Raw genomic sequence first — 21,786 nt, forward strand, 5'->3', positions numbered from 1 at the left:
ACCAACGCTGGAAAGATCAAACAGAGAGATCGAAGAAGGTCTTGGCGTGCAAAAATGCGGCTTTTTTTGTTTCTGCCACGGCGTGGGCCTCGTCGTCATGGCCCCATTGTTCGATCTGCCAGGCCTCATCAAGTCTCGAAATGCGCCATATCTCGTCCGGTTCACGCCAATCCTGAGCCGCTGCAAATCCGAGAATCAATGAGCCCGACAAACTGACAAGATCGTGAAAGGCCGCCAACTGAAACGCATCCAGCGCATGGACCTGCTGACGCAACCGCGCCAAAGCTTCAGCCGATTGGGGCTGGTGCAGGACACCCGCCACGGGAATCAGTCGGGCCTGCAGAGTCTCGGCGGCCCAGTCCAAAGCGGGATCCCAGTCGGCGGCCTGACGCTCTTGCAGTTCCTGAGGATGGGTGGCGCGATAGCACAGCAGGTCAGAATCACCGTAGTCTGCCAGCATATCCGCCACTTCGCCGTGCTGGATGCGCACTTTGTCGATCGCGGCATTGGCTGAACGGGTGAAGGGCATGGTGGTCGGGTCGACCTCTTTGTCCTGCGCCTCCCATTCAGCGGCCACGGCATCAGCCATCGCGTTGGTCGGCAAAATCAATGCGGCTTTGGCCGGCGTTTTAACCCGGCGGCCATCCAGTTCGACTGTGTATCCGCTATCAGCCTCGACCACAGCGCTGTTTTTCCAAAAGCGTTTCGGTTTCCAGTCGCTCATGTTCTCAGTCCCAAAGAGTAGCCAGCGCCCCCGGCAGCTGGTCGAAAGTTTCAATCACGCAGGTGGCTGATGTCAGCGTTGCGGCCTCGTGGTACCCCCACGACACCCCGATCCCGGTCACCCCAGCAGCGGCGGCCATATCCATGTCAAAGCTGGTGTCCCCGATCATGACCGCATGAGCGGCTTCAACGCCGGTTTCCGCCAGCGCGGTCTGAACCATCGAAGGATGAGGTTTTGAGGGGTGATGATCCGCCACCTGACGGGTCACGAAATAGCGCTCCAACCCATGCGCTTCGATCAGCGCATCCAGACCGCGTTGCGATTTGCCCGTGGCGACGCCCAGCAAAACCTCGGGCACCGCATGCAAGGCCTCGATCGCCGCGCGCGCACCGGGGTAAAGCGGGGAACTCGCCGCGCCAAGATCCAGCCGATGCGCGTGATAAGCCTGCTTGTACCCTTCAACCAATTGCGCCTGAACCGTCGTCGACTGCTGTGGCACAAGCTGTGCAATGGCCAAAGGCAACGACAGGCCGACAATCGACAGAATAGCCTCGCGGCTTGGTACCTCGACCGAGGCCGCCTGAAAACTGGCCGTCATCGAATGGACGATGCTGCCCTGACTGTCGACCAGCGTGCCATCGACATCGAACAGGACCAAACGCAGGGGTGCGCTCATTGAAGCTCCTCAAAAGGGTCGTCGGTGGCTAGGTCTTCGGTCCAGCCGAAGGTATCCCAGCTATGCTTCATATGCTCGGGCAGAGGAGCCTCAACCGTGATCGGCTTGCGGGTCATCGGGTGCTGGAAGGACAAACGCCGCGCATGCAGGTGCAGCTTTTTGCTGATGATCCCGCCCAGTTGCGCGCCCCAGCCATCGCCGAGGTTTTCCTGACCCGAGCCTCCGTATTTGCCGTCGCCAATGATCGGATGCCCGATGGCGGCCATATGCGCGCGCAACTGATGGGTACGGCCCGTGATCGGCTCCATCGCGACCCAGGCGGCGCGGCCCGCAACACGGTAGAGCGTTGCATAGTGGGTATGCGCCCGCTTCGCGCCCGGCGTACTGTCGATGTCGCCCATATGAACAGGGATCATCTTTTCGCCCTCGCCCTGCTTGCCATGGCCCGGAGCCTTGACCAGACCGGTCTTGATCTCACCCAGATAGGGCGTCGGCACTCCAGCGACCAAGGCCCAGTAGATCTTGCGCGTATCGCGGTGGCGGAAGGCAGCAGTCAGCCCTTTGGCGGCCTCACGCGTGCGGGCCAGCAGCAGAACGCCTGAGGTGTCCTTGTCCAGCCGATGAACCAGCCGCGGGTTCTCGTCATAGCCAAAGCGCATCGCCTCAGACAGGCTGTCGACGTGGCGGGTCTGGCCGCTGCCACCCTGCACCGGCAGGCCGTGCGGCTTGTTCAGCGCCAAAACGTGATCGTCGCGATAGATCACGCAGGACTGGATCATCTTCGCGTCTGCGTCAGACACGCTGCGCTTTACCTCGGCCGGTTTGTGTTCGGCATCCGGCAGCGGAGGGACGCGGACGACCTGCCCGACCTCCAGCCGGGTCGAGGCCTTGGCGCGGCTGCCATCAACGCGCAGCTCGCCCTTGCGGCACATCTTTTCGATCCGCCCCTGGTTGACATGTGGAAACAGGCGGCGCAGCCAGCGATCCACACGCTGGTCCCCGTCACCTTCTGCGACCGTAATCATCTGCACGCCACTCATGCCATTGCCCCTTGTCCCGCACGGCCGATCCGCCCGGACTATCCTATTGCCACTGTCCTAGAAAACATGCGCGTCTGTGGCCCGCAACGACCAAAGAGTCAAGCTTTCGCCCGCTACCCGTTGCGTTGCGTGCGCAGCTTGGCGAAATAATCCAAACGCTTTTTCAACTCACGTTCAAACCCGCGCTCCACCGGTTGATAGAGGACGGGCCGTTTCATGGTTTCAGGAAAGTAGTTCTGGCCCGAAAACCCATCCTCGGCGTCGTGGTCATAGGCATAGCCTGCGCCATAGCCCTGATCCTTCATTAAGGAGGTGGGCGCGTTCAGGATATGCTTGGGCGGCGGCTCACTGCCGGATTGCTTGGCCAGGCGCATCGCGGCCTTGTAGCCTACATAGGCCCCGTTCGATTTCGGGGCCAGCGCCAGATAAACCAGCGCCTGCGCAAGTGCCAGCTCTCCCTCGGGGGAGCCGAGACGTTCGTAGGTCTCCCATGATTTCAAGCAGATCGCCTGCGCCTGAGGGTCGGCCAGACCGATATCCTCAACTGCCATGCGGGTGATGCGGCGGGCCAGATAGCGCGGGTCTTCACCCCCGGTCAGCATCCGCGCAAACCAATAAAGCGCCGCGTCTGGGTCCGAACCGCGCACCGATTTATGTAGGGCCGAGATCAGGTTGTAATGCTCATCGCCGGATTTGTCGTATTTCGCGGCGCGTCGCATCAGACGCGTCGACAGCGCATCCGGGTCCAGCGGTGCGTCAACTTTCCATGCGGCCACCTGCTCGATCAGGTTCAGCAAGGCCCGCCCGTCGCCATCTGCCATCTCGTGCAGTGCATCACGTGCCGCAGGGGCCAAAGGCAGCGCCTTGCCCAGCTCTTTCTCGGCCCGCTGTGTCAGGCGTTCCAGATCAGCAAGGCTCAGGCGTTCCAGCACCAGAACCTGCGACCGGCTCAGGACCGCGGCGTTCAACTCGAACGAGGGGTTTTCGGTCGTGGCGCCCACCAGCAGGATGGTCCCGTCCTCCATATGGGGCAGAAACCCGTCCTGCTGGGCTTTGTTGAAGCGGTGGATCTCATCCACGAACAGCAACGTCCCTTGCCCGTTCTGACGCCGGATTTTCGCGGCTTCGAACACCTTTTTCAGGTCCGGCACACCGGTAAAGATCGCGCTGATCTGAACGAAATGCAGATCGGTTTCCTGCGCCAGCAACCGCGCGATAGTCGTTTTGCCAACGCCCGGAGGCCCCCAGAAAATCAAGCTGGACAGGCTGCCCGAGGCCAGCATGACCCCCAATGGCGCGTCGGGGCCCAGAACCTGCTCTTGCCCGATCACTTCGGCCAGCGTTTGCGGGCGCAGGCGATCCGCCAAGGGGCGGTGCGGGTTCGCAGCAGGCTCGGCCGCGCCGGTGTCGAACAGATCGCTCATGCGCTACAGCCGGAATCGCAGGGACAGGCTGCGGCCGCCACGTTGGATCACCATGTTGATCCTGCGCCCCGGATCGGTCAGCGTGCGAACGACGTCCTGCGGACGTGCGATGTCCGTACCATTGATCGCCTCCAGAACGTCGCCGACACGCAGACCCGCACGGGCGCCGTATGGGCCGGGGTCAACAACAACGACACCGGACTGGGACAGTTTCAACCCCAGATCAATGATCACAGCCGGATTGACGCCCGAGACGGTCAGTTCGGGCAGTACGGTGCTTTCATCCAAGGTCGTCTTTTCGGCATCTGGCGTATCCGGCGCGCGGATCAGCGCCACTTCAACTTCGTCGCTTTCCTCACCGCGCAAGCGGGTGAGAACGGATGTGCCTCCGACCCCCGCCACGGACATGCGGAATTTCATCTCGGCCGGAGAGTTCACCTCATCCCCGTCCACATGAGTGACCACATCGCCAACCCGCAATCCGGCCTCGGCCAAAGGGCTAAGGTCGTGCAAGTCCGAGATCACCACGCCCATGGGGATCACCAGACCCAGAGACTCGGCAATGTCGGCGCTCATGTGCTGACCGCTCATGCCCGCCCAGGGGCTGACAAACGTGTCATTGCCGTCTTGCGCCTGCCGCAAGAACTCGGCCACCAGATTGGCGGGGATAGCAAAGCCGATCCCGTTCGAGCCGCCCGAGCGCGTCAGGATCGAGGTGTTGATCCCGATCAGATCGCCATTCACGTCAATCAAGGCCCCGCCCGAATTGCCCGGATTGATCGCCGCATCGGTCTGAAGAAAATACCCGCGCGCATTCCCGGTCGCCGTGCCGGTGCGCGCCAATCCGGAAATAATGCCCGAGGACACCGTCTGCCCAATCCCAAAGGGGTTACCAATCGCCAAGGCCAACTCGCCCACCTCAACGTGATCCGAATCGCGCATGTTCAGGAAGGGCAGGTCCTGAGCCTCTTTCAGACGCAGGATCGCGATATCGCTTTCCTCATGGCCCAACACCACCTCGGCTGTGAATTCGCGCCGGTCTGTCGTGACCACGCGAATTTCAGTGGCCGAGCCGACCACGTGGTAATTCGACACCACATAGCCATCCTCGGACAGGATCACGCCCGAACCCAGCGAGTTCTGGACCCGCTGCTGTGGCTCGCCAAATCCGCGCCCGAAGAAATCCTGAAAGAACGGGTCCGAGAATAACGGTCGCGACCGCCCCTGCCGTACGATCTTGGCATAGATGTTCACAACCGTAGGCGCGGCCTGTTTCACCACGGGGGCAAAGCCGAGCGAGATTTCGGCTTGGGATTGTGGGATGCGCGTCTCGGCATGGGTGACCGATGCCATGGCAACCGAAACAGCGATGAAAATCCAGCGACGCATAAGGAACCTCAATCCAGTAAAGCCCTCTGGATATGCGCCGAGCGGATCGTCAATGCAAGAAGGTCAGCAAAGGTCTCTGCGTCAGCCTTTTGCACCTTCGTCAAAAAACGGTGTCATCTGTGCGACAATGACGGCGTTCTCGTCCAGTGCCCGCTGCATCAGGGCGCGTTCATCAGGGTCAATGTCATGCCCCTGCGCCTCGCGCTCGGCCAATGTGCCATAGCCGGTCACGTCCAGCGGGGCCGTATCGGCCTGTTTCAGGATCGCAACCGTTTCACGCACCGCCTCGGCCTCATCCACGCCGCTGGCAAAGCACATCAGGGCTGCTCCGGTTGCGCCTTCGGGCAGGCCATCGCCCTCCTTGCGGCCGATCTGCACGAGCAGGGTGTAGACTTGCTGACGAGAGGGTTTCTTTTGCTTTTCCATGTCACCGGCCTTAGCGCCGCGCCAGAGATTGGTCAAGCACGGCCCAGCCTAGCGCTCGGCTGTGGCCAGTTTGAGGGCGAGGGCAACGAAAATCACCCCCGACACGCGGTTCAGCCACAGTTGAACCGAAGGCGACCCCCTCAGCAGCGCCCCCAAAGTGCCCGCCGCAAGCGCAACCCCACCAAACACGATCAGCGTGGCCAGAAACATCAACGCACCCAGCTGATAGAATTGCGGGATCAGAGGACCATTGGCCGGATCAACGAATTGCGGCAGAAACGCCAGAATAAAGATCGTCACCTTCGGGTTTGCGATATTCATGATCAACCCGCGCAGGTACAGCTTGCGGGTCGGAATGCGCGGAGCGTCTTCGGCATTCAGCTTTGACCCGGACGCCGTGAACGCCTGCCACGCGAGATAGACAAGGTAAGCCGCCCCCGCGTATTTCAGAATGGCAAAGGCAGTTTGCGAGGTCTGAAAGATCACCGCCACGCCCAGCGCGGCCGCCGTAGTGTGCACGATCAGCCCCGAGGCCAGGCCCAGCGTCACGATCAGCCCCGACACGCGCCCATAAAGCGCCGATTGCGTCATCACGAAAATATTGTCGGGGCCCGGTACCGCGGCCAGCGCGATGGCGGCACCCATGAACAGAAGGGCGACATCTATGGGGATCATGGCGTCTCTTTCTTTCGGTCTGTGCTGGCCGGTATAGCAACAGGACCCGGCCACAAAAAAGGCCGTGGTGCGATGCCACGGCCTTTTGTCAGTCCTGCGTGTCGCAGATCAATCGCGCAGCAGCTCGTTGATACCGGTTTTCGAGCGGGTCTTTTCATCCACCCGTTTCACGATCACCGCGCAATAGAGGCTGATGTTGTTCTTCGACGGCATCGAGCCTGCAACAACCACGGAATAAGGCGGAACCTCACCATATGTGACCTCGCCGGTCTCACGGTCGACGATCTTGGTCGATTTGCCGATGAACACGCCCATGCCCAGAACCGAGCCTTCGCGCACGATGCAGCCTTCGACCACTTCAGAGCGCGCGCCGATAAAACAATTGTCTTCGATGATGGTGGGGCCAGCCTGCATCGGTTCCAGCACGCCGCCGATCCCGACGCCGCCCGACAGGTGCACGTTCTTGCCGATCTGCGCGCAGGATCCGACGGTCGCCCATGTATCCACCATGGTGCCTTCACCCACATAGGCGCCGAGGTTCACGAAGGACGGCATCAGCACCGCGCCCGGCGCGATATAGGCCGATTTGCGAACAACACAGTTGGGCACCGCACGGAAACCGGCAGCTTTCCAGTTGTCTTCGCTCCAACCGGCGAACTTGCTGTCCACCTTGTCCCACCAGCCACCGGCCTGAGGGCCGCCGGTCTGAATTTCCATGTCCTTGATACGGAAGCCCAGCAGAACCGCCTTTTTGGCCCACTGGTTTACATGCCAGTCACCGCTGTCCAGCTTTTCGGCAACGCGTAGTGCGCCGCTGTCCAGCGCGTTCAGCGTGTCTTCGATGGCTTCGCGCTGTTCACCTGTGGTTGCGGGCGTGATCGCATCGCGTGCCTCCCATGCGGCTTCGATGGCGGCTTCCAGTTGCGCATTGGACATTAGGCGTCTCCCTACAGAATCTGTTCGTGTCGGTGTGGCCTATACGCAAGCCAAGCCCACGGCGCAATGCGACGAACAGGGGCTCTTTTGCGGCGGAAACGTCCAACCCTCAGCTGGCGCGGCGGATATGCCGGATCAGGATGGTCGTTGCGGTGCCAAGATCTTTATGTTTCAGCGCCTGAACAATCGCCAGATGATCCTTGTCGACGCGCTGTTTCCACTTTGGTCGCCAATGGGCAAACAAATGGCGCGCGCTGGCGAAATGCAGGTCATCAATCGTGTGCAGAAGACGCGGCATGCCGCAGGGCGTCAGCAGCGCCCGGTGAAAGGCCCGATTGCGCGCTTCCCAGTCCGGCATGGTCTGGGCCTCGTCACAGGCCATCCGCGCCTCATCCATGCGCTTCACATCGCCGGGTGTCATGTTCTGCACGGAATGCTGCAGGGCCAAAGGCTCAAGCACCACGCGCATTTCGACCACTTCGCGAACCTCGGCCGGGTCGAGAACAGCGACACGCATGCCACGTCGAGGTTCGCTTTTGGCAAGGCCATGTCCTTCGAGTCGCAGCAAGGCTTCGCGCACAGGGACATGGCTGGTTTCAAAGGCCTTGGCGATGTGATCCTGGCGCAGCTTCTCACCGGCGTTCAGATCACCGGTGATGATCTGCTGCCTGAGATTTTCGTAGATTGTATCGGCAATCGTGGCACTCATGAATTATAGATAAAATCCTCAACCTGTTTTCACAAGGCGACAATTCAGCCAGCAAACGGATCCGGCGCAATGTTCCCGCCGCAGACCAGAACGGCGACGCGCTCGCCCGGCTCTGGCGTGTAGGACCCCGACATCAGCGCCGCCAACGCGGTCGCCCCTGCGGGTTCGACAAGGATGCGGTGCGCTTGCCACAACACGCGCTGCGCCTCGGATATGGCCTGATCGGACACCAGCACCGACTCCGTCCCCTGCGCCAACTCAAAACAGATCGACCCGATCCTCCGCGCGCCCAGCGCGTTGGCCGCAACGCCAGAAACCGACACATCCACCGGCTCACCAGCCTGCAAGGCGGCGTTCAAAGCGCAGGAGGTCTCAGGCTCGACCGCCACGACCTTGCGCGCGCCCTGAAACCAGGCCAGAGCGCCAGCGATCAGCCCGCCGCCGCCGACGGCGATCAGGACGGTATCGGCCTGCAAGCCCTGCGCCTCCCATTCGGCAAAGCAGGTGCCCTGTCCGGCGACCGTAGCAGGCGCATCATAGGCGTGGATCTGCATTGCGCCGGTCTTGTCCTCATGCGCCTGCGCCATCGCCAGCGCGTTGGCATATTCCCCGGGCACCACGCTCAGATCCGCGCCGATCTGTTCGATCAGGGCAATCTTGGACGGGCCCGCGATCTCTGGCACAAAAATCTTGGCCGGATGCCCCAACGCGCGCGCCGCATAGGCGGCTGCCGCCCCGTGATTGCCGCCCGAGGCCGCCACAACACCCGCCTGCGGCACCTCCATGCTCAGCAACGTGTTGAACGCCCCGCGCGCCTTGAAGCTGCCGGTGTGTTGCATATGCTCAAGCTTCAGCTCGATCGGATAGCCGGGAATATGGCTCTCCATCACCGGGGTTATCTGCGCGTGACCGGCAATGCGTTCTGCTGCCGCCTGAATTTCCGTCTTCCAATCCATTCTTGTCTTTCCGTGACTGGCACTCTGCACGCGAACCCTATAGCTGTTTGTCAAACACGCAAGCAGGGATCGTTCACCCATGAGAGAAGACCGCCATAGCCCTTTCCGCGACGCGCAGACCGACCGCTCGACCGCGAGCGAGGTTCCGGACACGCCCCAGACGCGGTCTCCGGCCTATCGTCTTGCCTTCGCTGATGAAGAATTCCTGTGCCGAGATGAGCTGCGCCCGGTGCGTTTGCAGCTGGAACTGCTGAAACCCGAGATGATCATGAGTGAGCGTGAGATCACCTCGACCATCGTCATGTTCGGCGGCGCGCGTATTCCGGAACCATCGCAGAAACACACGGCGCGCACCGAAACGCTTGCCGGTCTGTCGCAATATTATGACGAAGCGCGCGAGTTCGCGCGGCTAATGACCGAGAAATCGAATGAGACCGGCTGCCGCGAAAACGTCATCGTCACCGGCGGCGGCCCTGGCGTAATGGAGGCCGGAAACCGCGGCGCGCAGGATGCGGGTGGATGCTCCATCGGTCTGAACATTGTTCTGCCGCATGAACAAGCGCCGAACCTCTATGTCACGCCCGAACTCAGCTTCAACTTCCACTATTTCGCCATCCGCAAGATGCATTTCCTAATGCGTGCCCGCGCCATCACCATCTTCCCCGGCGGTTTCGGTACGATGGATGAGCTGTTCGAGTCCCTCACCCTGATCCAAACGGGCCGGATGGAGCGTGTGCCATTCCTGTTGTTTGGCCGCGAGTTCTGGGAGAAGGTCATCAATTGGTCGGCACTGGCCGATGCGGGCACGATCTCGGACGAAGACCTCGACCTGTTCCGCTTTGTCGACACCGCGCAAGAAGCGGTCGAGATCATCGACAACTGGGAACCCGCCCCGCCCCGCGACGCCATTCCGGGACGCTGAACCATGGCCCACAAAACCGGCGAGATGCTTCACCTGCGTGGCAACGCGTTGGACAAGGGTGACCCGGTCGCCCTGCCACTAACCCAAAGCAGCATGTACCACCTGCCCGGTCTGCCGGATGGGCATGCCACTTATGGCCGCGTCGACAACCCGACATGGGTGCATCTGGAACATGTGCTGTCCCATCTTGAGGCCGCACCCTGCCTCAGCTTCCCGTCGGGCATGGCGGCCATCTCGGCCGCTTTGTTTGCAACCGTTCAGGCCGGGTCGCGCCTGTTGATCCCCTCGGATGGCTATTACGTGACGCGCCTGCTGGCGGACCGGTTCCTGTCGCAACTGGGCGTTCTGGTCGAAGAACGCCCTACCACAAGCTTTGCCGACGGAGGGTTTGAGGGCTTCGACGTGGTCTTCGTGGAAAGCCCGTCGAATCCCGGCCTCGACATGATTGACCTTGCGGATGTGGCCAATCAGGTCCGCGCTGCCGGAGGCATCACCATTGCCGACAATACGACCCTGACACCGCTGGGCCAGCGCCCATTGGATCTGGGCATCGACGTGGTCGTGTCGTCGGACACCAAGGCCATGGGCGGGCACTCGGACATGCTGATGGGTCACGTGGCCAGCCGCGACACGCAGATCATGGAGCGGGTTGAGGAATGGCGCCGCGTCTCAGGCGCAATCCCCGGACCACACGAAGCATGGTTGCTGCATCGCGGGCTGGAAACTCTGGACGTGCGTTTTGACCGCATGTGCGCCTCGGCCCAGGTGCTGGCCGAACGTCTGGCAGCGCATCCGGCGGTCAAGCATATCCGCTATCCCGGCCTGGCGAACGATCCGTCCCATGCGCTTGCGCAGGCTCAGACCACGCGGTTCGGGTTCCTGCTGTCTCTGACGCTGGAAAGCGAAGACAAGGCCGAGGCCTTCATCAATACCTGCCCTTTGCTGCGGCCCGCCACGTCCTTCGGCGGCGTTCACAGCTCGGCCGAGCGCCGCGCGCGGTGGGGGGACGCTGTCGACCCCGCCTTCATTCGCCTTTCGGTCGGGTGTGAGCCGGTTGATGAGCTTTGGCAGGCAATCGAGGCCAGCCTGAACGCGCTCTGACTACTTCTTGGCTTCGCGCAGCTCCTTGAACACGTAGATCGGCAGCACCACACTGGCGATCAACGCCCCCAGCCAGACCAACAGCGTTGCAGCCAGCAGGTTGGAAACACCCCCAACCGTCAGCCCCGAGGCAATCAGGTCGGTGACCAGCAGACCCACAAAGGTCACGATCAACGCGATCCCACCCTTGAGCGCCGGCGCCTTCTTTTCCCCAAGCTTCATGATCAGCGGCTCGGCGATCACCTGAACGACGGTGAACACAAGCACCACAACGATGAATGAGATCGGCTTGATGGCAAAGCCGGTCAAAATGAGCGACGCCAGCAACAGGCCGATGGCATTCCCGGCCAGCAGGGCCAGAGCGGATTTGATTCTGCGCGACATTCAGGCTCTCCGTGTATGAACAGGTACAGACATGCAGATATTATCAGACCTTTAGGAATTTACGAGGCAATTCAATTGCCTCTTCCTTTTGATCGGTTGAAATCGCATGATAATACACATTCAAAAAGATCAGACCGACCCACATCCGCGAGAGGTGAGATGAGCGACGATCCCTATTCCGTCCTCGGCGTTGCCAAAGACGCCAGTGAGGCCCAGATCAAGAAAGCCTATCGGCGCATCGCCAAGGAATGCCACCCGGACCTCAAACCCGGTGATGCCGAGGCCGAGGGCAAGTTCAAAGCCGCCGCCGCTGCTTACGATCTGCTGAAAGACCCCGAAACCCGCGCCCGCTATGACAATGGCGAGATTGACGCTTCGGGTCAGGAGCGCCCTCAACAGCAATATTATCGCGACTATGCCGAGGCCGCAGGAAACCCCTATCGCGGGCGACAGGCGGACCCGGATGACATGTCGGATATCTTCGCCGAATTCATGCGCGGCCGCGGTGGGTTTGGCGGCCAGCGCACGCAGGAATTCCATGCGCCGGGTCACAATCTGAATTACTCACTGCAGATCAGCTTTCTGGATGCCGTGTTTGGGGCCAGCCAGAAACTAACCTTGCCCGATGGCAACCGGATCGAGGTTAAAATCCCGGCGGGTATCACCACGGGCCAGACCATCCGGCTGCGGGGCAAGGGCGCTCCGGGTTATGGTGAGGGGCCTCCGGGGGATGCGCTGGTCACGATCTCGGTCGCGGACCATCCGCTGTTCGACCGGCGAGGAGATGACATTCACATCACATTGCCGATCACCATTGATGAGGCTGTCCTGGGTGGCAAAGTCCCTGCCCCAACGATAGACGGCGGCGTCAACGTCACCGTCCCGGCAGGCACCAGCAGCGGCAAAACCCTGCGCCTGCGGGGCAAGGGCGTCAAAAAACGCGGCTCATCCGAGCGGGGGGATCAATTGATCGAACTTGCCGTCGCCCTGCCCGACCAGATCGACGACGACCTCAAGCAATTCATGGAGACATGGCGCGACGCCCATCACTATGATCCTCGGAAAGGAATGCCGTCATGACCCTGACCGAAGAGGAACTGATCGAAACCATCACCCGCCTGACCTCGGACCGTCTTACCGAATACCTGGCCGCCGAGATCGTGATCCCCGAGCAATCGGACCAAGGGGTCGTCTATCACAGCATCGACATCGCCCGGCTGGAACTGGCCTGCGAATTGCACGAGCAATACGATATGGAGGCCGATGCCCTGTCGATGATGATCTCTCTGATCGACCAGTTGCACGGGCTGCGCGCCGAACTGCGTGAGGTTCTGAACGCGGTCGAGGCACAACCCGAACCCGTGCGGCAAAACCTGATCGAGGTCATAGGAACCGCCCGCTTTCGTCGCGGATAGGTCTACTCACCTTTGATCTGGTAGTCCTCAGGCACGTAGAAGGTGTAGTCCCTGTCGGCCACCTGCACGTGGCAGTCATGGCAATAGGCCACGGCCCCGGCCCGATCGCCCAGAGTGTCGCCAAACAAAGACCCATCGGGCAGTACCATGATGTACCGCCAGTCTGCCGTCTCGGGATTGGCACCTTGGGCCAGTTTCTCCATCACGAACATCGCACCGGGGTAGATCTTGCCCTCATCCGTTACCGTCATGCTGTCCTTGGCCAGAACCGAGCCCATGGGCAATACCTCACCCGGTTGCAGGGTCCCGTAGTTCAGCGCCATGCGGTTGGCGTAGCTGTTCACGAACCGCTGCCCATGTGTAGCCGAGATATAGGGTGCATCGTTGAACAGCGGCCAGCTTTGGTAGTTCAGGATAAGATCCAATTGCGCCGTCGCATAGCCACGGGCCATACGTTTCGACAGCTCGCGATAATACGCGTTGGCTTCGTTCTTGCTCAACTCGGCCGGATTTTCGATGGCCAGATGGGCGTCAGACTCGTCTGCAAAAGCGCCCGCTGCGTGGAGCGTGGCAAAAAGGCCTGCAAATGCAATGGTTCTCAATTTACTTCGAGGTCGTTCAATCATTTGGGGCTCACTTGAAAAATCAGTTTGCCTGCATGCCGCACGTGGCGAAGAAATAAGCTGGCGGCGAATTCACCCCGGCGTTTCAAGCGAAAGCCGAGCGTCCGAAACAGGAACGGACGCCCTAATACATAGCAAATCTTGAAGGCAAAATCAGCACCGGAAACATTAAGTTTACCGCCGCAACCCTTGGCAGAAGTGGCTTAGCTACCGCTCAACCCAGCCTCAGCTTCGATCTGCTTACGCGATTTGCGCGCACGCTCGGTTGCCGATTTCAACTGACCGCAGGCCGCCATGATATCCTCACCGCGCGTTTTGCGGATGGGTGAGGCATAACCGGCCTGATAGATGATATTCGCAAAGGCGCGGATACGATTGTTCGAGCTGCGCTTGTACGGCGCACCGGGCCATTCGTTGAACGGGATCAGGTTAATCTTGGCCGGAATCTTATGGCGCTTGATGTGATCGATCAGACGATGCGCATCCTCATCGCTGTCGTTCACACCATCCAGCATCACATATTCGAACGTGATCCGCTCGGAGTTCGAGACATTGGGATAGCTGGCGAGCGCTTGCAGCAGTTCCTCAATGTTCCAGCGCTTGTTGATCGGCACCAGAACGTCACGGGTTTCGTCCGTGGTGGCGTGGAACGAGATCGCCAAAAGGCAGCCAATCTCTTCGGCGGTGCGGGCGATTTCCGGCACCACGCCGCTGGTCGACAGAGTGATCCGCCGGCGCGACAGGGATATCCCTTCGGGGTCCATGGCGATCTTCATCGCGTCGCGGACGTTTTCGAAATTGTAAAGCGGCTCACCCATGCCCATCAGAACGATATTCGACAGCAGGCGCGTCTCATCCTTGGGCGCGCCGGGGGTGGGCCATTCATCAAGATCATCGCGGGCCATCATCACCTGACCCACAATCTCGGCTGCGGTCAGGTTGCGCACCAGTTTCTGCGTGCCGGTATGGCAGAAGGAACAGGTCAGCGTACACCCGACCTGAGACGAGATACACAGCGTGCCGCGATCCTCTTCGGGGATGTACACGACCTCGACCTCGTGCCCGCCCGCAATACGACACAGGTATTTGCGCGTGCCGTCCTCGGACACCTGACGCGTGACCACTTCGGGAATTTCGATCACAAAGCTCTCGGCCAGTTGCGCGCGATAGGCTTTGGCCAGGTTGGTCATCATTGCGAAATCACGCACGCCCCATTGGTAGATCCACTGCCAGATCTGACCGGTCCGCATCTTGGCCTGCTTTTCAGGCGTGCCATGTTCGATCAAAGCCGCGCGGAGCTGATCGCGCGTCAGGCCGACAAGGTTCACCTTCCCCTCAGGCAGTTTGCGGGGGATGGTCATGACGTCTTGAGTGATCGGCGCTTTGGGCGACATTTGGGTACCTACTGGGCGTATCTCAGGTGGATTCCGGATTGGGATGCGCCTCTATATAGGATCGCGCGCAAAGATCAAAAGAAATCGTGTTGACCCTTACGCGCTTTTGTCGCCGGATCAGACCCCTGCAGGCGGAACAAAGCAATCCTCGGCATCCAGCGTTTTCACCGGATCTTCAGGCCCGCATTGCTCACCGGAAATCGGATAAGTATCAGGCTCTTTTTCACAGGCCACCAGAACCAGTGACGAGGCCAACATCAGAGAGATCAGAGTTTTGTCAAACATGTCCAGACATCCTTTGCTGTTACTGAACTAATTGGTTCAGATATTAAAAGAATGCGCTTTGATACAGATCAAGCTTTCTGAATGTTTGACGGGATATTGCGAGATATTGCAAATCATTCGGGTCGCTTGTGATCGCGACCCGATAGATCACTTCGTACAGCGTGTCTCGGCGTCTTCGATCGCGGCAGTGAAGCCGAGCAGAGAGAACGTGTCCTTGGTCTGCGTTCCACGTTCCGAGCGCGCAGTCAGCACCGCCTCGGTTCCGCGCTTCATGGCCGTGACGATCTTGGCATCATCCGCAGCTGTTGCCGGCCAGGCCCACTCACCCTCGGTAAACAGCTCGAATTCGGAACCGTCCACTGTCAGGTTCACCGTCGAACCCGATGCAAACGGGTAGCCGCCGGTAAAGGTCACCTGCCCTTTGACCTCGGCATTGGGGCGATAGAAGACGAAGAGCAAGATATCGCTGCGGCGGACCGAAACGACACGACCACCCCGCGTGTTCACGGTTTCCTTGGGGGCCGAAACGCTCCAGCATTCGGTGGGATCGTCTTCGACAAAAACGCTCCAATCGGTTTTTGCCGCGACGCGGTTCGTACTAGTTCCCTGCTGGGCGATTGCAGTTGTGGCCATGCCTGCCACGCACAGACCCGCAAGCACGCGGGTTAGCATTGATCCCATTTGTCCAGCCTCCTAGCTCGACCTTCTACCTCATACCCATCGGAAAGCTGTGCGAACCCTGCCGGTTCGTCTTGGAAAAGTTGCGCATTCCGATGATTGTCGACATACACACACTAACGCAGGTTTCGCCACAGGCGAAAGAGCGATTGGCAGAATTTTGCGCATTAATCCGGAGGTCCAGATGACGCAGCCCATCCCGATGACAGAACTGTGGCGCGGCGATTTGCTGGAAAGCCTGCATCTGGGCCATGCGGTGGTCTGCGATGACACCGGGCAGATCGTACAAAGCTGGGGCGATCCAAACGCGGTAATCTACCCGCGCTCATCGGCTAAAATGATTCAGGCTTTGCCATTGGTTACGTCGGGCGCTGCGGCAAAATACGGGCTGAATTCGGAACATCTGGCGCTGGCCTGCGCCTCGCATAACGGGGCCGCCATCCATACGGATCGCGTATCAGCCTGGCTGGACCATCTGGGTCTGTCCGAGCCCGATCTGCGCTGCGGCCCGCAAGAGCCTGCCGACATCGCCGCGCGCGACCGGCTTATTCTGGCCGACGATACGCCTTGCCAGATCCACAACAATTGCTCGGGGAAACATTGCGGGTTTCTGACCCTGACCCAGCATATGGGGGCTGGGCCGGAATACCTTGAGATCGACCACCCCGTTCAACAGGCCTGTTTGTCTGCCATCGAGGAAACAACCGGCGAGACCAGCCCCGGCTACGGCATCGACGGATGCTCGGCCCCGAATTTCGCAACCTCGCTGGTTGGGCTTGCGCGTTCCATGGCTTGGTTTGCCTCGGCTGCTGATCGTTCGGACCGGTCGAGCGACGCGGCGCAGCAGCTGACCACCGCAATGATCAAACATCCAGAGCTTGTCGCGGGCGAAACCCGCGCTTGTACCGAATTGATGCGCGCAATGAACGGGCGCGCTGCGATCAAGACCGGGGCCGAGGCCGTGTTTGTTGCCATCCTGCCGGAAAAACGAATGGGCGTTGCACTTAAGATCACCGATGGCACCACCCGCGCCAGTGAATGCGCAATCGCCGCCATTCTGGTCAGTCTCGGCGTGTTGGAGGCCGATCACCCGGCCACGCGCAAATTCATGAATGCTACGCAATACAGCCGCCGAGGGCTGGAATGCGGTGTCATCCGGCCCGCGCCGGGCTTTGCGAACTAAGGCAGCTACATCTCGATTTCGTGGATTTCTGCCACTTCGACCGAGCCAGATCCGTTGATGACCATCGGGCAGCCTTTGGCCATCTCGGTTGCAGCATCAATGCTGTCGGCCTTGATCACCGTGAAGCCAGAGGCCGGGTTGGCCCCACCATTGTCGACGACGCTGCCGTTGCTGACAGTATAGGACTGGCCCACCGGGTTTCCGGGGATATCCAAAGCCTCGCCCATGTTCTGAAACCACGCGCCCCATGCGGCCATGGTTGCTTCGATCTCTGCCGGGTCGGTTGGGGAGTGGCCCCCGTGGTAGACAAATAGATATTGGGGCATTTCGGTCCTCCTTGAATGAAACCTATTGGCACCGCGCTTCGAGTTTGCGCAGCGAGGATGTCCAGCCTGTGTTGTGGTTCTCAGCTGCCTCGGCGTCGGCAAGCTCACGGTGGTCGATAACAAGTCGGGCGCCGCTTTCGGTTGCCACTATTGAAAAAGTCACGTGGCTTTCCGGCCCGCGTTGATCCTGGTCGTCATGCCAACCCCATGTGAAGCCAACCGAGTTCGGTGGATCAACATGCGTGACATGCCCTGAAACCTTGAATTGCTGCCCATCGCTGTTTTCCATCACTGAAAACCAGGGGCCGGTTCTGGAAAAATCCAGATCGTGATCCGGCACATGCATGCCTTCCGGCCCCCACCACTGCAACAGTTTTGAGCCATCTGTCACCCAAACAAAAAGGTCTTCTGGGCTGACGGGAAAGTCTCGCTCCAATTTCAGGTCGGCCATGAATTTTCCCTTTCCAAGATGTCACCCAAACGATCCAGACTGCTTTCCCAGAACTGCCGTTTCGAAATCGTCCACTCGGCAATCGCACGAAGGCCTTCGGAGTGGACGGAATACAGCCTCTGGGTGCCCAGCACGCGCTGTTGCACCAATCCGGCCTGTCGCAGCACCTTCAGGTGGCGCGAGATTGCGGCACCTGACATGCCTTTGCCTTCAATCAGATCTCCGGCGGGCAGTTCGCCCCCGTCCATCAACTGCTCAACAATGGCGAACCGAGTGCGGTCAGATAAAGCGGAAAAGGCTGCAATAAGATCGGTCATGACTAATATTTAACACAAATGTTAAATTAAGGAAAGCGGTTCGCTTTCAGCACCGGTTCGGAAAATTGGCCGTGCCTCTTCTTTTGGTGTATATGTGAAAAGGTTCATAGACCTGCGCAAATTGCTCAATGCATGGTGTTATGTGTGAGTTTAACAAGTTGTTTTATTTTAGGAGGCTTGAGATGCGCTTCGCGCCCACTTCATTGTTTATCGCCTGTACCCTTGCTGTTGCAGGCTGCACGTCCCCTTGGTCACAGACTGAGAATGCCACCCCGGGTGAAACCGTCCCTCAACCCACCCCTGCGGCGGCAGTAGAGACAACACCCGCGCCTGCGACCACAACTGCGGCGGCGGCCCCAGCTACGGAAACCAAATCAGCTGTAGAGAAAGCCTATGACCGTGACCACGGTGGTGGCGAAGGCGGCGGTGGCGGTGGCGGCGGTGGATCCGGCGGCGGCGGCGGAAGCAGCTGGTAACCGCGAGAGGACATTCGATGTCACAGCTTGGACTGACCGCAAGTCTGTTTTCCTTTATTGCAACAGCGTCGATCTCGATCCTGTGCGCAAGTTCATTGGACGCTCAATCGCCTTCGGCGTCAGGTGCGTCCAACCGGATCGCGATCGTCATTGGCAATCAAGACTATACTTCTGTCGGTGATCTGACCAACGCCAGAAAAGACGCCGAAGACATGGCTGACATGCTGCGTGACTTCGATTTCCAGGTCTTCGACGGCTATGACCTGACCAAACGCGAGTTTGAGGAACTGATCCGCACAGCGGTTCTGAACATCCCGGATTCGGCAGATGTTCTGTTCTACTATGCAGGTCATGGCATTCAGATCGGGCGGCGAAATTATTTGCTGCCCGTGGATGCCAAGTTTGAAAGCGTCTATGACGTGCCGCTGGCAACGATGACGCTGGATCGCGTGATTGACACCCTGTCCGCCCGCAGCGCGGCCCATGTGGCCATTCTGGATTCGTGCAGGGACAATCCGTTTCAGGACCTCAGACTGGCTGCCGACCTGGATGCCAATCTGTTCGAAACCCGCGAAGGTTTCGACATTCTGACAACGCCACTGAATTCTCTGGTGGCCTATTCGACGTCTCCGGGCGCGGTGGCCAGCGATGGTGAGATCGGCCACAACAGCCCCTATACCGCTGCCATTCTGGAAACTGCCCAATCCTCGCCGTTTGAGAATATTCAACAGCTATTCCCGGTTATTCGCGAAAGGGTTCATACCAAAACAGCAGGGCGACAGATCCCGTGGGAAAGCTCGACGCTTGTGCGTCCTTTCTATCTGGCACAGCAACAAGTCGAGGTTGAGATTGAACGGGAAGAACTGCAAGAGGGCGCGTCGCAATCCCTCGCGCTCAGCAACCTGTTCGACAAGTCTGTGCCATTGACCCAAAGCCTGTCGCAAGCGCTTGGATGGGATATCATTGATCTGCGCGTCACCGAAACCCCAGACCGCGGGGTCGTGAGCGCCAATAACAAGACGCTCACCTACGCGCCCGAGATCGCTGACACCCGCGCAATCGACCTGCCCGATGCCGGGTTTTCCGACACATTCTCTGTCGAAGTGATCACGGCGGACCAGACCACGCAAAGCGTCACGATATCTCTCGACCTTGAAATGAATGCCTGTGACCTTGAGGCGGGGGATGCGCTGGACCTCAACGGCGTTGGCGTGTTCCGCCTGCCGAATGAACTGGATATCCCCAAGGGTCTGGCCGCGTGTTCGCAAGCGGTTGAGGACTATCCGGAAAACGCGCGATTCCAGTACCAACTGGGCCGTCTTCAGCAGGCTGCGGGCAATGTACCCGGGGCCTTTGATAGCTTCTCGACGGCCGTTGAAGGCGGACATATCCGCGCCAAATATGCATTGGCGACGTTGCTGCAAACGGACCGGATAGACCGCGCCGTTACCAAAACCCCTTACGATTTGGAAAAAGCCCGCGCCTTGCTTGAGGAAGCCACGACCGAGCAAGACCCCTTTGCGATGCACAGGTTAGGCAAGCAGTTGCTGCGTGAGGGAAAAACTGATGATGAAAAGAACCGCGGCTTCGAGCTATTGGAGCGCTCGGTCGAGCTTGGTCATACTTTTTCGATGAATGAACTGGGTCTGTATTTCCTGCGTGAGAACTCGGATCACTACATCCCTGAACGTGGTTTGCGATACCTGCGAGCGTCCGAGTTGCGACGGGATATCTATGGATACAACAACCTGGCCTATGTTTCGCTGAATGGGCTGGGCGGCAATCCCGTCGATTTCGACAAAGCCGAAGCCTACTTTCTGGCAGCTGCCCAAGGCGGGCACCCAACGGCTCCGGCCAGTATCGCCCGCATGATCCTGGGGGACCAACTAAAAGGTCGGCCCCGCACCGAGGCTTTGGCCTGGTACGACACATCGCTGGAACGCGGAGACGCCTGGGGCGGTGCGAACGGAGCTTATATTATTCTGGACGGTCAGGTGCCGGGCAAAGGTCCCGCTGACGCGGCGCTCAGGGCGGCCAAAGCGGCCTTGTTGCCGAATGAGGAACCCGCCGCCCAGGCTCAATCGCAGCTGGACCGCCTCTCGCGCGGCGATTTGGATCGGGCTTTACAGCTAGCACTGAATGAACTTGGGGAAAATGTCACCGTCGATGGCCAAGTCGGCCCGGCGACACTGACTGCGCTCGAAAATATCAGCGCCAGGTTCGGAGTGCCGGTTCCCTATTCCGCCGCCAGCGATCCAAAGGCCCGGCTGTTGCTGGCCGCGCGGGTGTACTGGGCGCAGAATCCAGTGCGCTTTGACTTGTTCTAGACGCTGCTGAAGTCAGCCTTGCTGTAGCCCTGAATGTAAAGCAGGGCCGTCAGGTCCCCGTGGTTGATCCGCACGTCGCACTCAGCCGCGACCGAAGGCTTTGCGTGCAGTGCAACGCCGGTTCCGGCCCGCCCCAGCATGCCCAGATCATTGGCTCCATCGCCAACCGCGATCACGTCACCCTCGGACAAGCCAAGCGTTGCGGTGATCCGCTCCAGCGACTCCACCTTGGCCTGCCGCCCGAGGATCGGGCGCTGCACATCACCCGTCAGCTGCCCATTCTCGGTCAAAAGCGTGTTCGCCCGGTTCTCATCAAACCCCAGCTGCGCCGCCACGCGGGCCGTGAACGCCGTGAACCCACCCGAGACCAGCGCAGCATAGCCACCAGCCTTGCGCATGGTCGCCACCAGTTCGCGCCCGCCGGGCATGAGGATAATCCGCGTGTTCAGAACATGGTCTATGACCGCCTCATCCAGCCCTTTCAAAAGACCAACCCGTTCGATCAGCGCGCCTTCGAAATCCAGCTCACCATTCATCGCGCGGGCGGTGATGTCCTTGACGCGCTCACCCACGCCCGCCTCATCCGCCAGCTCGTCAATACATTCCTGCTGGATCATGGTGCTGTCCATATCCGCCAGCAGCATTTTCTTGCGCCGTCCCTCGGATAGCTGAACAACCAGATCAATGCCCATCTCTTGCAGATCGGCCCAGACATCCCAGCGATTGTCGGGCATCTCGGGCAGGGCGAACTCGGCCGCCTCACCGGGGTTGAGCCACGTGATTTCGCCCCCGCCCCACGCATTTCGCAGCGCGTCGACCATCGGGGTCTCAAGCGACGGCGTAGTGGGATTGGTCAGCAAAGTGGCAATATACATGGCAGGTCTCCGACAATCTGCATAGCGCATATCGCAGGTGCAGCATTTTCGCCAGAGCAGGTTGGAATTATCTG

The 21,786-nt window shown here is 59.9% G+C and carries 26 protein-coding genes; 7 read left to right on the top strand and 19 right to left on the bottom strand.

Annotated features, from left to right (window positions below):
• Nucleotides 1-16: 16 nt before the first annotated feature.
• The 10 genes from AC2FD8_RS01140 to AC2FD8_RS01185 all read right to left on the bottom strand — a co-directional run bounded on the left by AC2FD8_RS01140 (nucleotide 17) and on the right by AC2FD8_RS01185 (nucleotide 8,955).
• Nucleotides 17-724 carry an ATP12 family chaperone protein gene (locus AC2FD8_RS01140; protein WP_496853709.1) on the bottom strand — a complete coding sequence of 236 codons (708 nt, stop codon included), beginning with the start codon at nucleotides 722-724 and terminating at the stop codon, nucleotides 17-19.
• Nucleotides 725-728: 4 nt separating this feature from the next.
• Nucleotides 729-1,400, bottom strand: coding sequence for an HAD-IA family hydrolase (locus AC2FD8_RS01145; protein ID WP_496853708.1), 672 nt, complete (start codon nucleotides 1,398-1,400; stop codon nucleotides 729-731).
• Nucleotides 1,397-2,440, bottom strand: a complete 1,044-nt coding sequence (locus tag AC2FD8_RS01150; RefSeq protein ID WP_496853707.1) for an RluA family pseudouridine synthase — start codon at nucleotides 2,438-2,440, stop codon at nucleotides 1,397-1,399. The genes AC2FD8_RS01145 and AC2FD8_RS01150 overlap by 4 nt, the downstream gene beginning before the upstream one ends.
• A 113-nt stretch (nucleotides 2,441-2,553) precedes the next feature.
• Complete coding sequence (locus AC2FD8_RS01155) at nucleotides 2,554-3,864, bottom strand: replication-associated recombination protein A (protein WP_496853706.1); 1,311 nt, start codon at nucleotides 3,862-3,864, stop codon at nucleotides 2,554-2,556.
• 3 nt (nucleotides 3,865-3,867) lie between these two features.
• Complete coding sequence (locus AC2FD8_RS01160) at nucleotides 3,868-5,253, bottom strand: trypsin-like peptidase domain-containing protein (protein ID WP_496853705.1); 1,386 nt, start codon at nucleotides 5,251-5,253, stop codon at nucleotides 3,868-3,870.
• An 81-nt stretch (nucleotides 5,254-5,334) separates the two neighbouring features.
• Nucleotides 5,335-5,679: a DUF8846 family protein gene (locus tag AC2FD8_RS01165; RefSeq protein ID WP_496853704.1), complete on the bottom strand. Its 345-nt coding sequence runs from the start codon at nucleotides 5,677-5,679 to the stop codon at nucleotides 5,335-5,337.
• A 48-nt stretch (nucleotides 5,680-5,727) separates the two neighbouring features.
• Complete coding sequence (locus AC2FD8_RS01170) at nucleotides 5,728-6,354, bottom strand: LysE family translocator (protein ID WP_496853703.1); 627 nt, start codon at nucleotides 6,352-6,354, stop codon at nucleotides 5,728-5,730.
• Nucleotides 6,355-6,462: 108 nt separating this feature from the next.
• Nucleotides 6,463-7,290 carry a 2,3,4,5-tetrahydropyridine-2,6-dicarboxylate N-succinyltransferase gene (gene dapD / locus AC2FD8_RS01175; RefSeq protein ID WP_496853702.1) on the bottom strand — a complete coding sequence of 276 codons (828 nt, stop codon included), beginning with the start codon at nucleotides 7,288-7,290 and terminating at the stop codon, nucleotides 6,463-6,465.
• Nucleotides 7,291-7,399: 109 nt separating this feature from the next.
• A complete protein-coding gene (locus AC2FD8_RS01180; protein WP_496853701.1) occupies nucleotides 7,400-7,999 on the bottom strand; it encodes a GntR family transcriptional regulator in 600 nt (199 codons plus the stop codon).
• 44 nt (nucleotides 8,000-8,043) lie between these two features.
• The gene (locus tag AC2FD8_RS01185; protein WP_496853700.1) at nucleotides 8,044-8,955 is read right to left on the bottom strand and encodes a threonine/serine dehydratase; all 912 of its coding nucleotides are present in this window, start codon (nucleotides 8,953-8,955) and stop codon (nucleotides 8,044-8,046) included.
• Nucleotides 8,956-9,034: 79 nt separating this feature from the next.
• Here AC2FD8_RS01185 and AC2FD8_RS01190 point away from each other — a divergent pair, with 79 nt between their 5' ends.
• Nucleotides 9,035-9,877: an LOG family protein gene (locus AC2FD8_RS01190; protein ID WP_496853699.1), complete on the top strand. Its 843-nt coding sequence runs from the start codon at nucleotides 9,035-9,037 to the stop codon at nucleotides 9,875-9,877.
• Between the two features lie 3 nt (nucleotides 9,878-9,880).
• Nucleotides 9,881-10,978, top strand: coding sequence for a cystathionine gamma-lyase (locus AC2FD8_RS01195; protein ID WP_496853698.1), 1,098 nt, complete (start codon nucleotides 9,881-9,883; stop codon nucleotides 10,976-10,978).
• Here AC2FD8_RS01195 and AC2FD8_RS01200 read toward each other — a convergent pair whose 3' ends face one another.
• Nucleotides 10,979-11,362, bottom strand: coding sequence for a hypothetical protein (locus AC2FD8_RS01200; protein WP_496853697.1), 384 nt, complete (start codon nucleotides 11,360-11,362; stop codon nucleotides 10,979-10,981). It abuts the gene before it with no gap.
• 159 nt (nucleotides 11,363-11,521) lie between these two features.
• Here AC2FD8_RS01200 and AC2FD8_RS01205 point away from each other — a divergent pair, with 159 nt between their 5' ends.
• Nucleotides 11,522-12,442: a DnaJ C-terminal domain-containing protein gene (locus AC2FD8_RS01205; protein ID WP_496853696.1), complete on the top strand. Its 921-nt coding sequence runs from the start codon at nucleotides 11,522-11,524 to the stop codon at nucleotides 12,440-12,442.
• Complete coding sequence (locus AC2FD8_RS01210) at nucleotides 12,439-12,777, top strand: hypothetical protein (RefSeq protein WP_496853695.1); 339 nt, start codon at nucleotides 12,439-12,441, stop codon at nucleotides 12,775-12,777. Before AC2FD8_RS01205 ends, AC2FD8_RS01210 begins: the two co-directional genes overlap by 4 nt.
• A gap of 2 nt (nucleotides 12,778-12,779) precedes the next feature.
• Here the strand turns inward: AC2FD8_RS01210 and AC2FD8_RS01215 are convergent, their stop codons facing one another.
• The 4 genes from AC2FD8_RS01215 to AC2FD8_RS01230 form a co-directional block, all read right to left on the bottom strand.
• Nucleotides 12,780-13,379 (bottom strand): cytochrome P460 family protein, encoded by a 600-nt coding sequence (locus AC2FD8_RS01215; RefSeq protein WP_496853694.1) that lies wholly within the window; start codon nucleotides 13,377-13,379, stop codon nucleotides 12,780-12,782.
• Nucleotides 13,380-13,603: 224 nt separating this feature from the next.
• On the bottom strand, nucleotides 13,604-14,794 hold the full coding sequence (rlmN, locus tag AC2FD8_RS01220; RefSeq protein ID WP_496853693.1) for a dual-specificity RNA methyltransferase RlmN: 1,191 nt from the start codon (nucleotides 14,792-14,794) through the stop codon (nucleotides 13,604-13,606).
• A gap of 117 nt (nucleotides 14,795-14,911) precedes the next feature.
• Nucleotides 14,912-15,079 carry a hypothetical protein gene (locus tag AC2FD8_RS01225; RefSeq protein WP_496853692.1) on the bottom strand — a complete coding sequence of 56 codons (168 nt, stop codon included), beginning with the start codon at nucleotides 15,077-15,079 and terminating at the stop codon, nucleotides 14,912-14,914.
• Between the two features lie 147 nt (nucleotides 15,080-15,226).
• Complete coding sequence (locus AC2FD8_RS01230; RefSeq protein ID WP_496853691.1) at nucleotides 15,227-15,760, bottom strand: invasion associated locus B family protein; 534 nt, start codon at nucleotides 15,758-15,760, stop codon at nucleotides 15,227-15,229.
• Between the two features lie 181 nt (nucleotides 15,761-15,941).
• Between AC2FD8_RS01230 and AC2FD8_RS01235 the strand changes: the two genes are divergently transcribed.
• Nucleotides 15,942-16,940, top strand: coding sequence for an asparaginase (locus AC2FD8_RS01235; RefSeq protein ID WP_496853690.1), 999 nt, complete (start codon nucleotides 15,942-15,944; stop codon nucleotides 16,938-16,940).
• 5 nt (nucleotides 16,941-16,945) lie between these two features.
• On the opposite strand, the gene AC2FD8_RS01240 is transcribed toward AC2FD8_RS01235, so the two are convergent.
• The 3 genes from AC2FD8_RS01240 to AC2FD8_RS01250 are packed head-to-tail and all read right to left on the bottom strand — an operon-like array spanning nucleotide 16,946 to nucleotide 18,034.
• On the bottom strand, nucleotides 16,946-17,266 hold the full coding sequence (locus tag AC2FD8_RS01240) for a YciI family protein (protein WP_496853689.1): 321 nt from the start codon (nucleotides 17,264-17,266) through the stop codon (nucleotides 16,946-16,948).
• 22 nt (nucleotides 17,267-17,288) lie between these two features.
• Nucleotides 17,289-17,717 carry an SRPBCC family protein gene (locus AC2FD8_RS01245; protein WP_496853688.1) on the bottom strand — a complete coding sequence of 143 codons (429 nt, stop codon included), beginning with the start codon at nucleotides 17,715-17,717 and terminating at the stop codon, nucleotides 17,289-17,291.
• Nucleotides 17,705-18,034, bottom strand: coding sequence for an ArsR/SmtB family transcription factor (locus AC2FD8_RS01250; protein ID WP_496853687.1), 330 nt, complete (start codon nucleotides 18,032-18,034; stop codon nucleotides 17,705-17,707). Before AC2FD8_RS01250 ends, AC2FD8_RS01245 begins: the two co-directional genes overlap by 13 nt.
• A gap of 182 nt (nucleotides 18,035-18,216) precedes the next feature.
• Here AC2FD8_RS01250 and AC2FD8_RS01255 point away from each other — a divergent pair, with 182 nt between their 5' ends.
• Both AC2FD8_RS01255 and AC2FD8_RS01260 read left to right on the top strand, forming a co-directional pair.
• The gene (locus AC2FD8_RS01255; RefSeq protein WP_496853686.1) at nucleotides 18,217-18,510 is read left to right on the top strand and encodes a hypothetical protein; all 294 of its coding nucleotides are present in this window, start codon (nucleotides 18,217-18,219) and stop codon (nucleotides 18,508-18,510) included.
• A gap of 17 nt (nucleotides 18,511-18,527) precedes the next feature.
• Complete coding sequence (locus AC2FD8_RS01260; protein WP_496853685.1) at nucleotides 18,528-20,837, top strand: caspase family protein; 2,310 nt, start codon at nucleotides 18,528-18,530, stop codon at nucleotides 20,835-20,837.
• Here the strand turns inward: AC2FD8_RS01260 and serB are convergent.
• Entirely contained in the window at nucleotides 20,834-21,712 is an 879-nt protein-coding gene (serB, locus tag AC2FD8_RS01265) for a phosphoserine phosphatase SerB (protein WP_496853684.1), read from the bottom strand. The genes AC2FD8_RS01260 and serB overlap by 4 nt on opposite strands.
• Between the last annotated feature and the right edge of the window lie 74 nt (nucleotides 21,713-21,786).

This window comes from Ruegeria sp. YTSC192 (assembly GCF_059609705.1).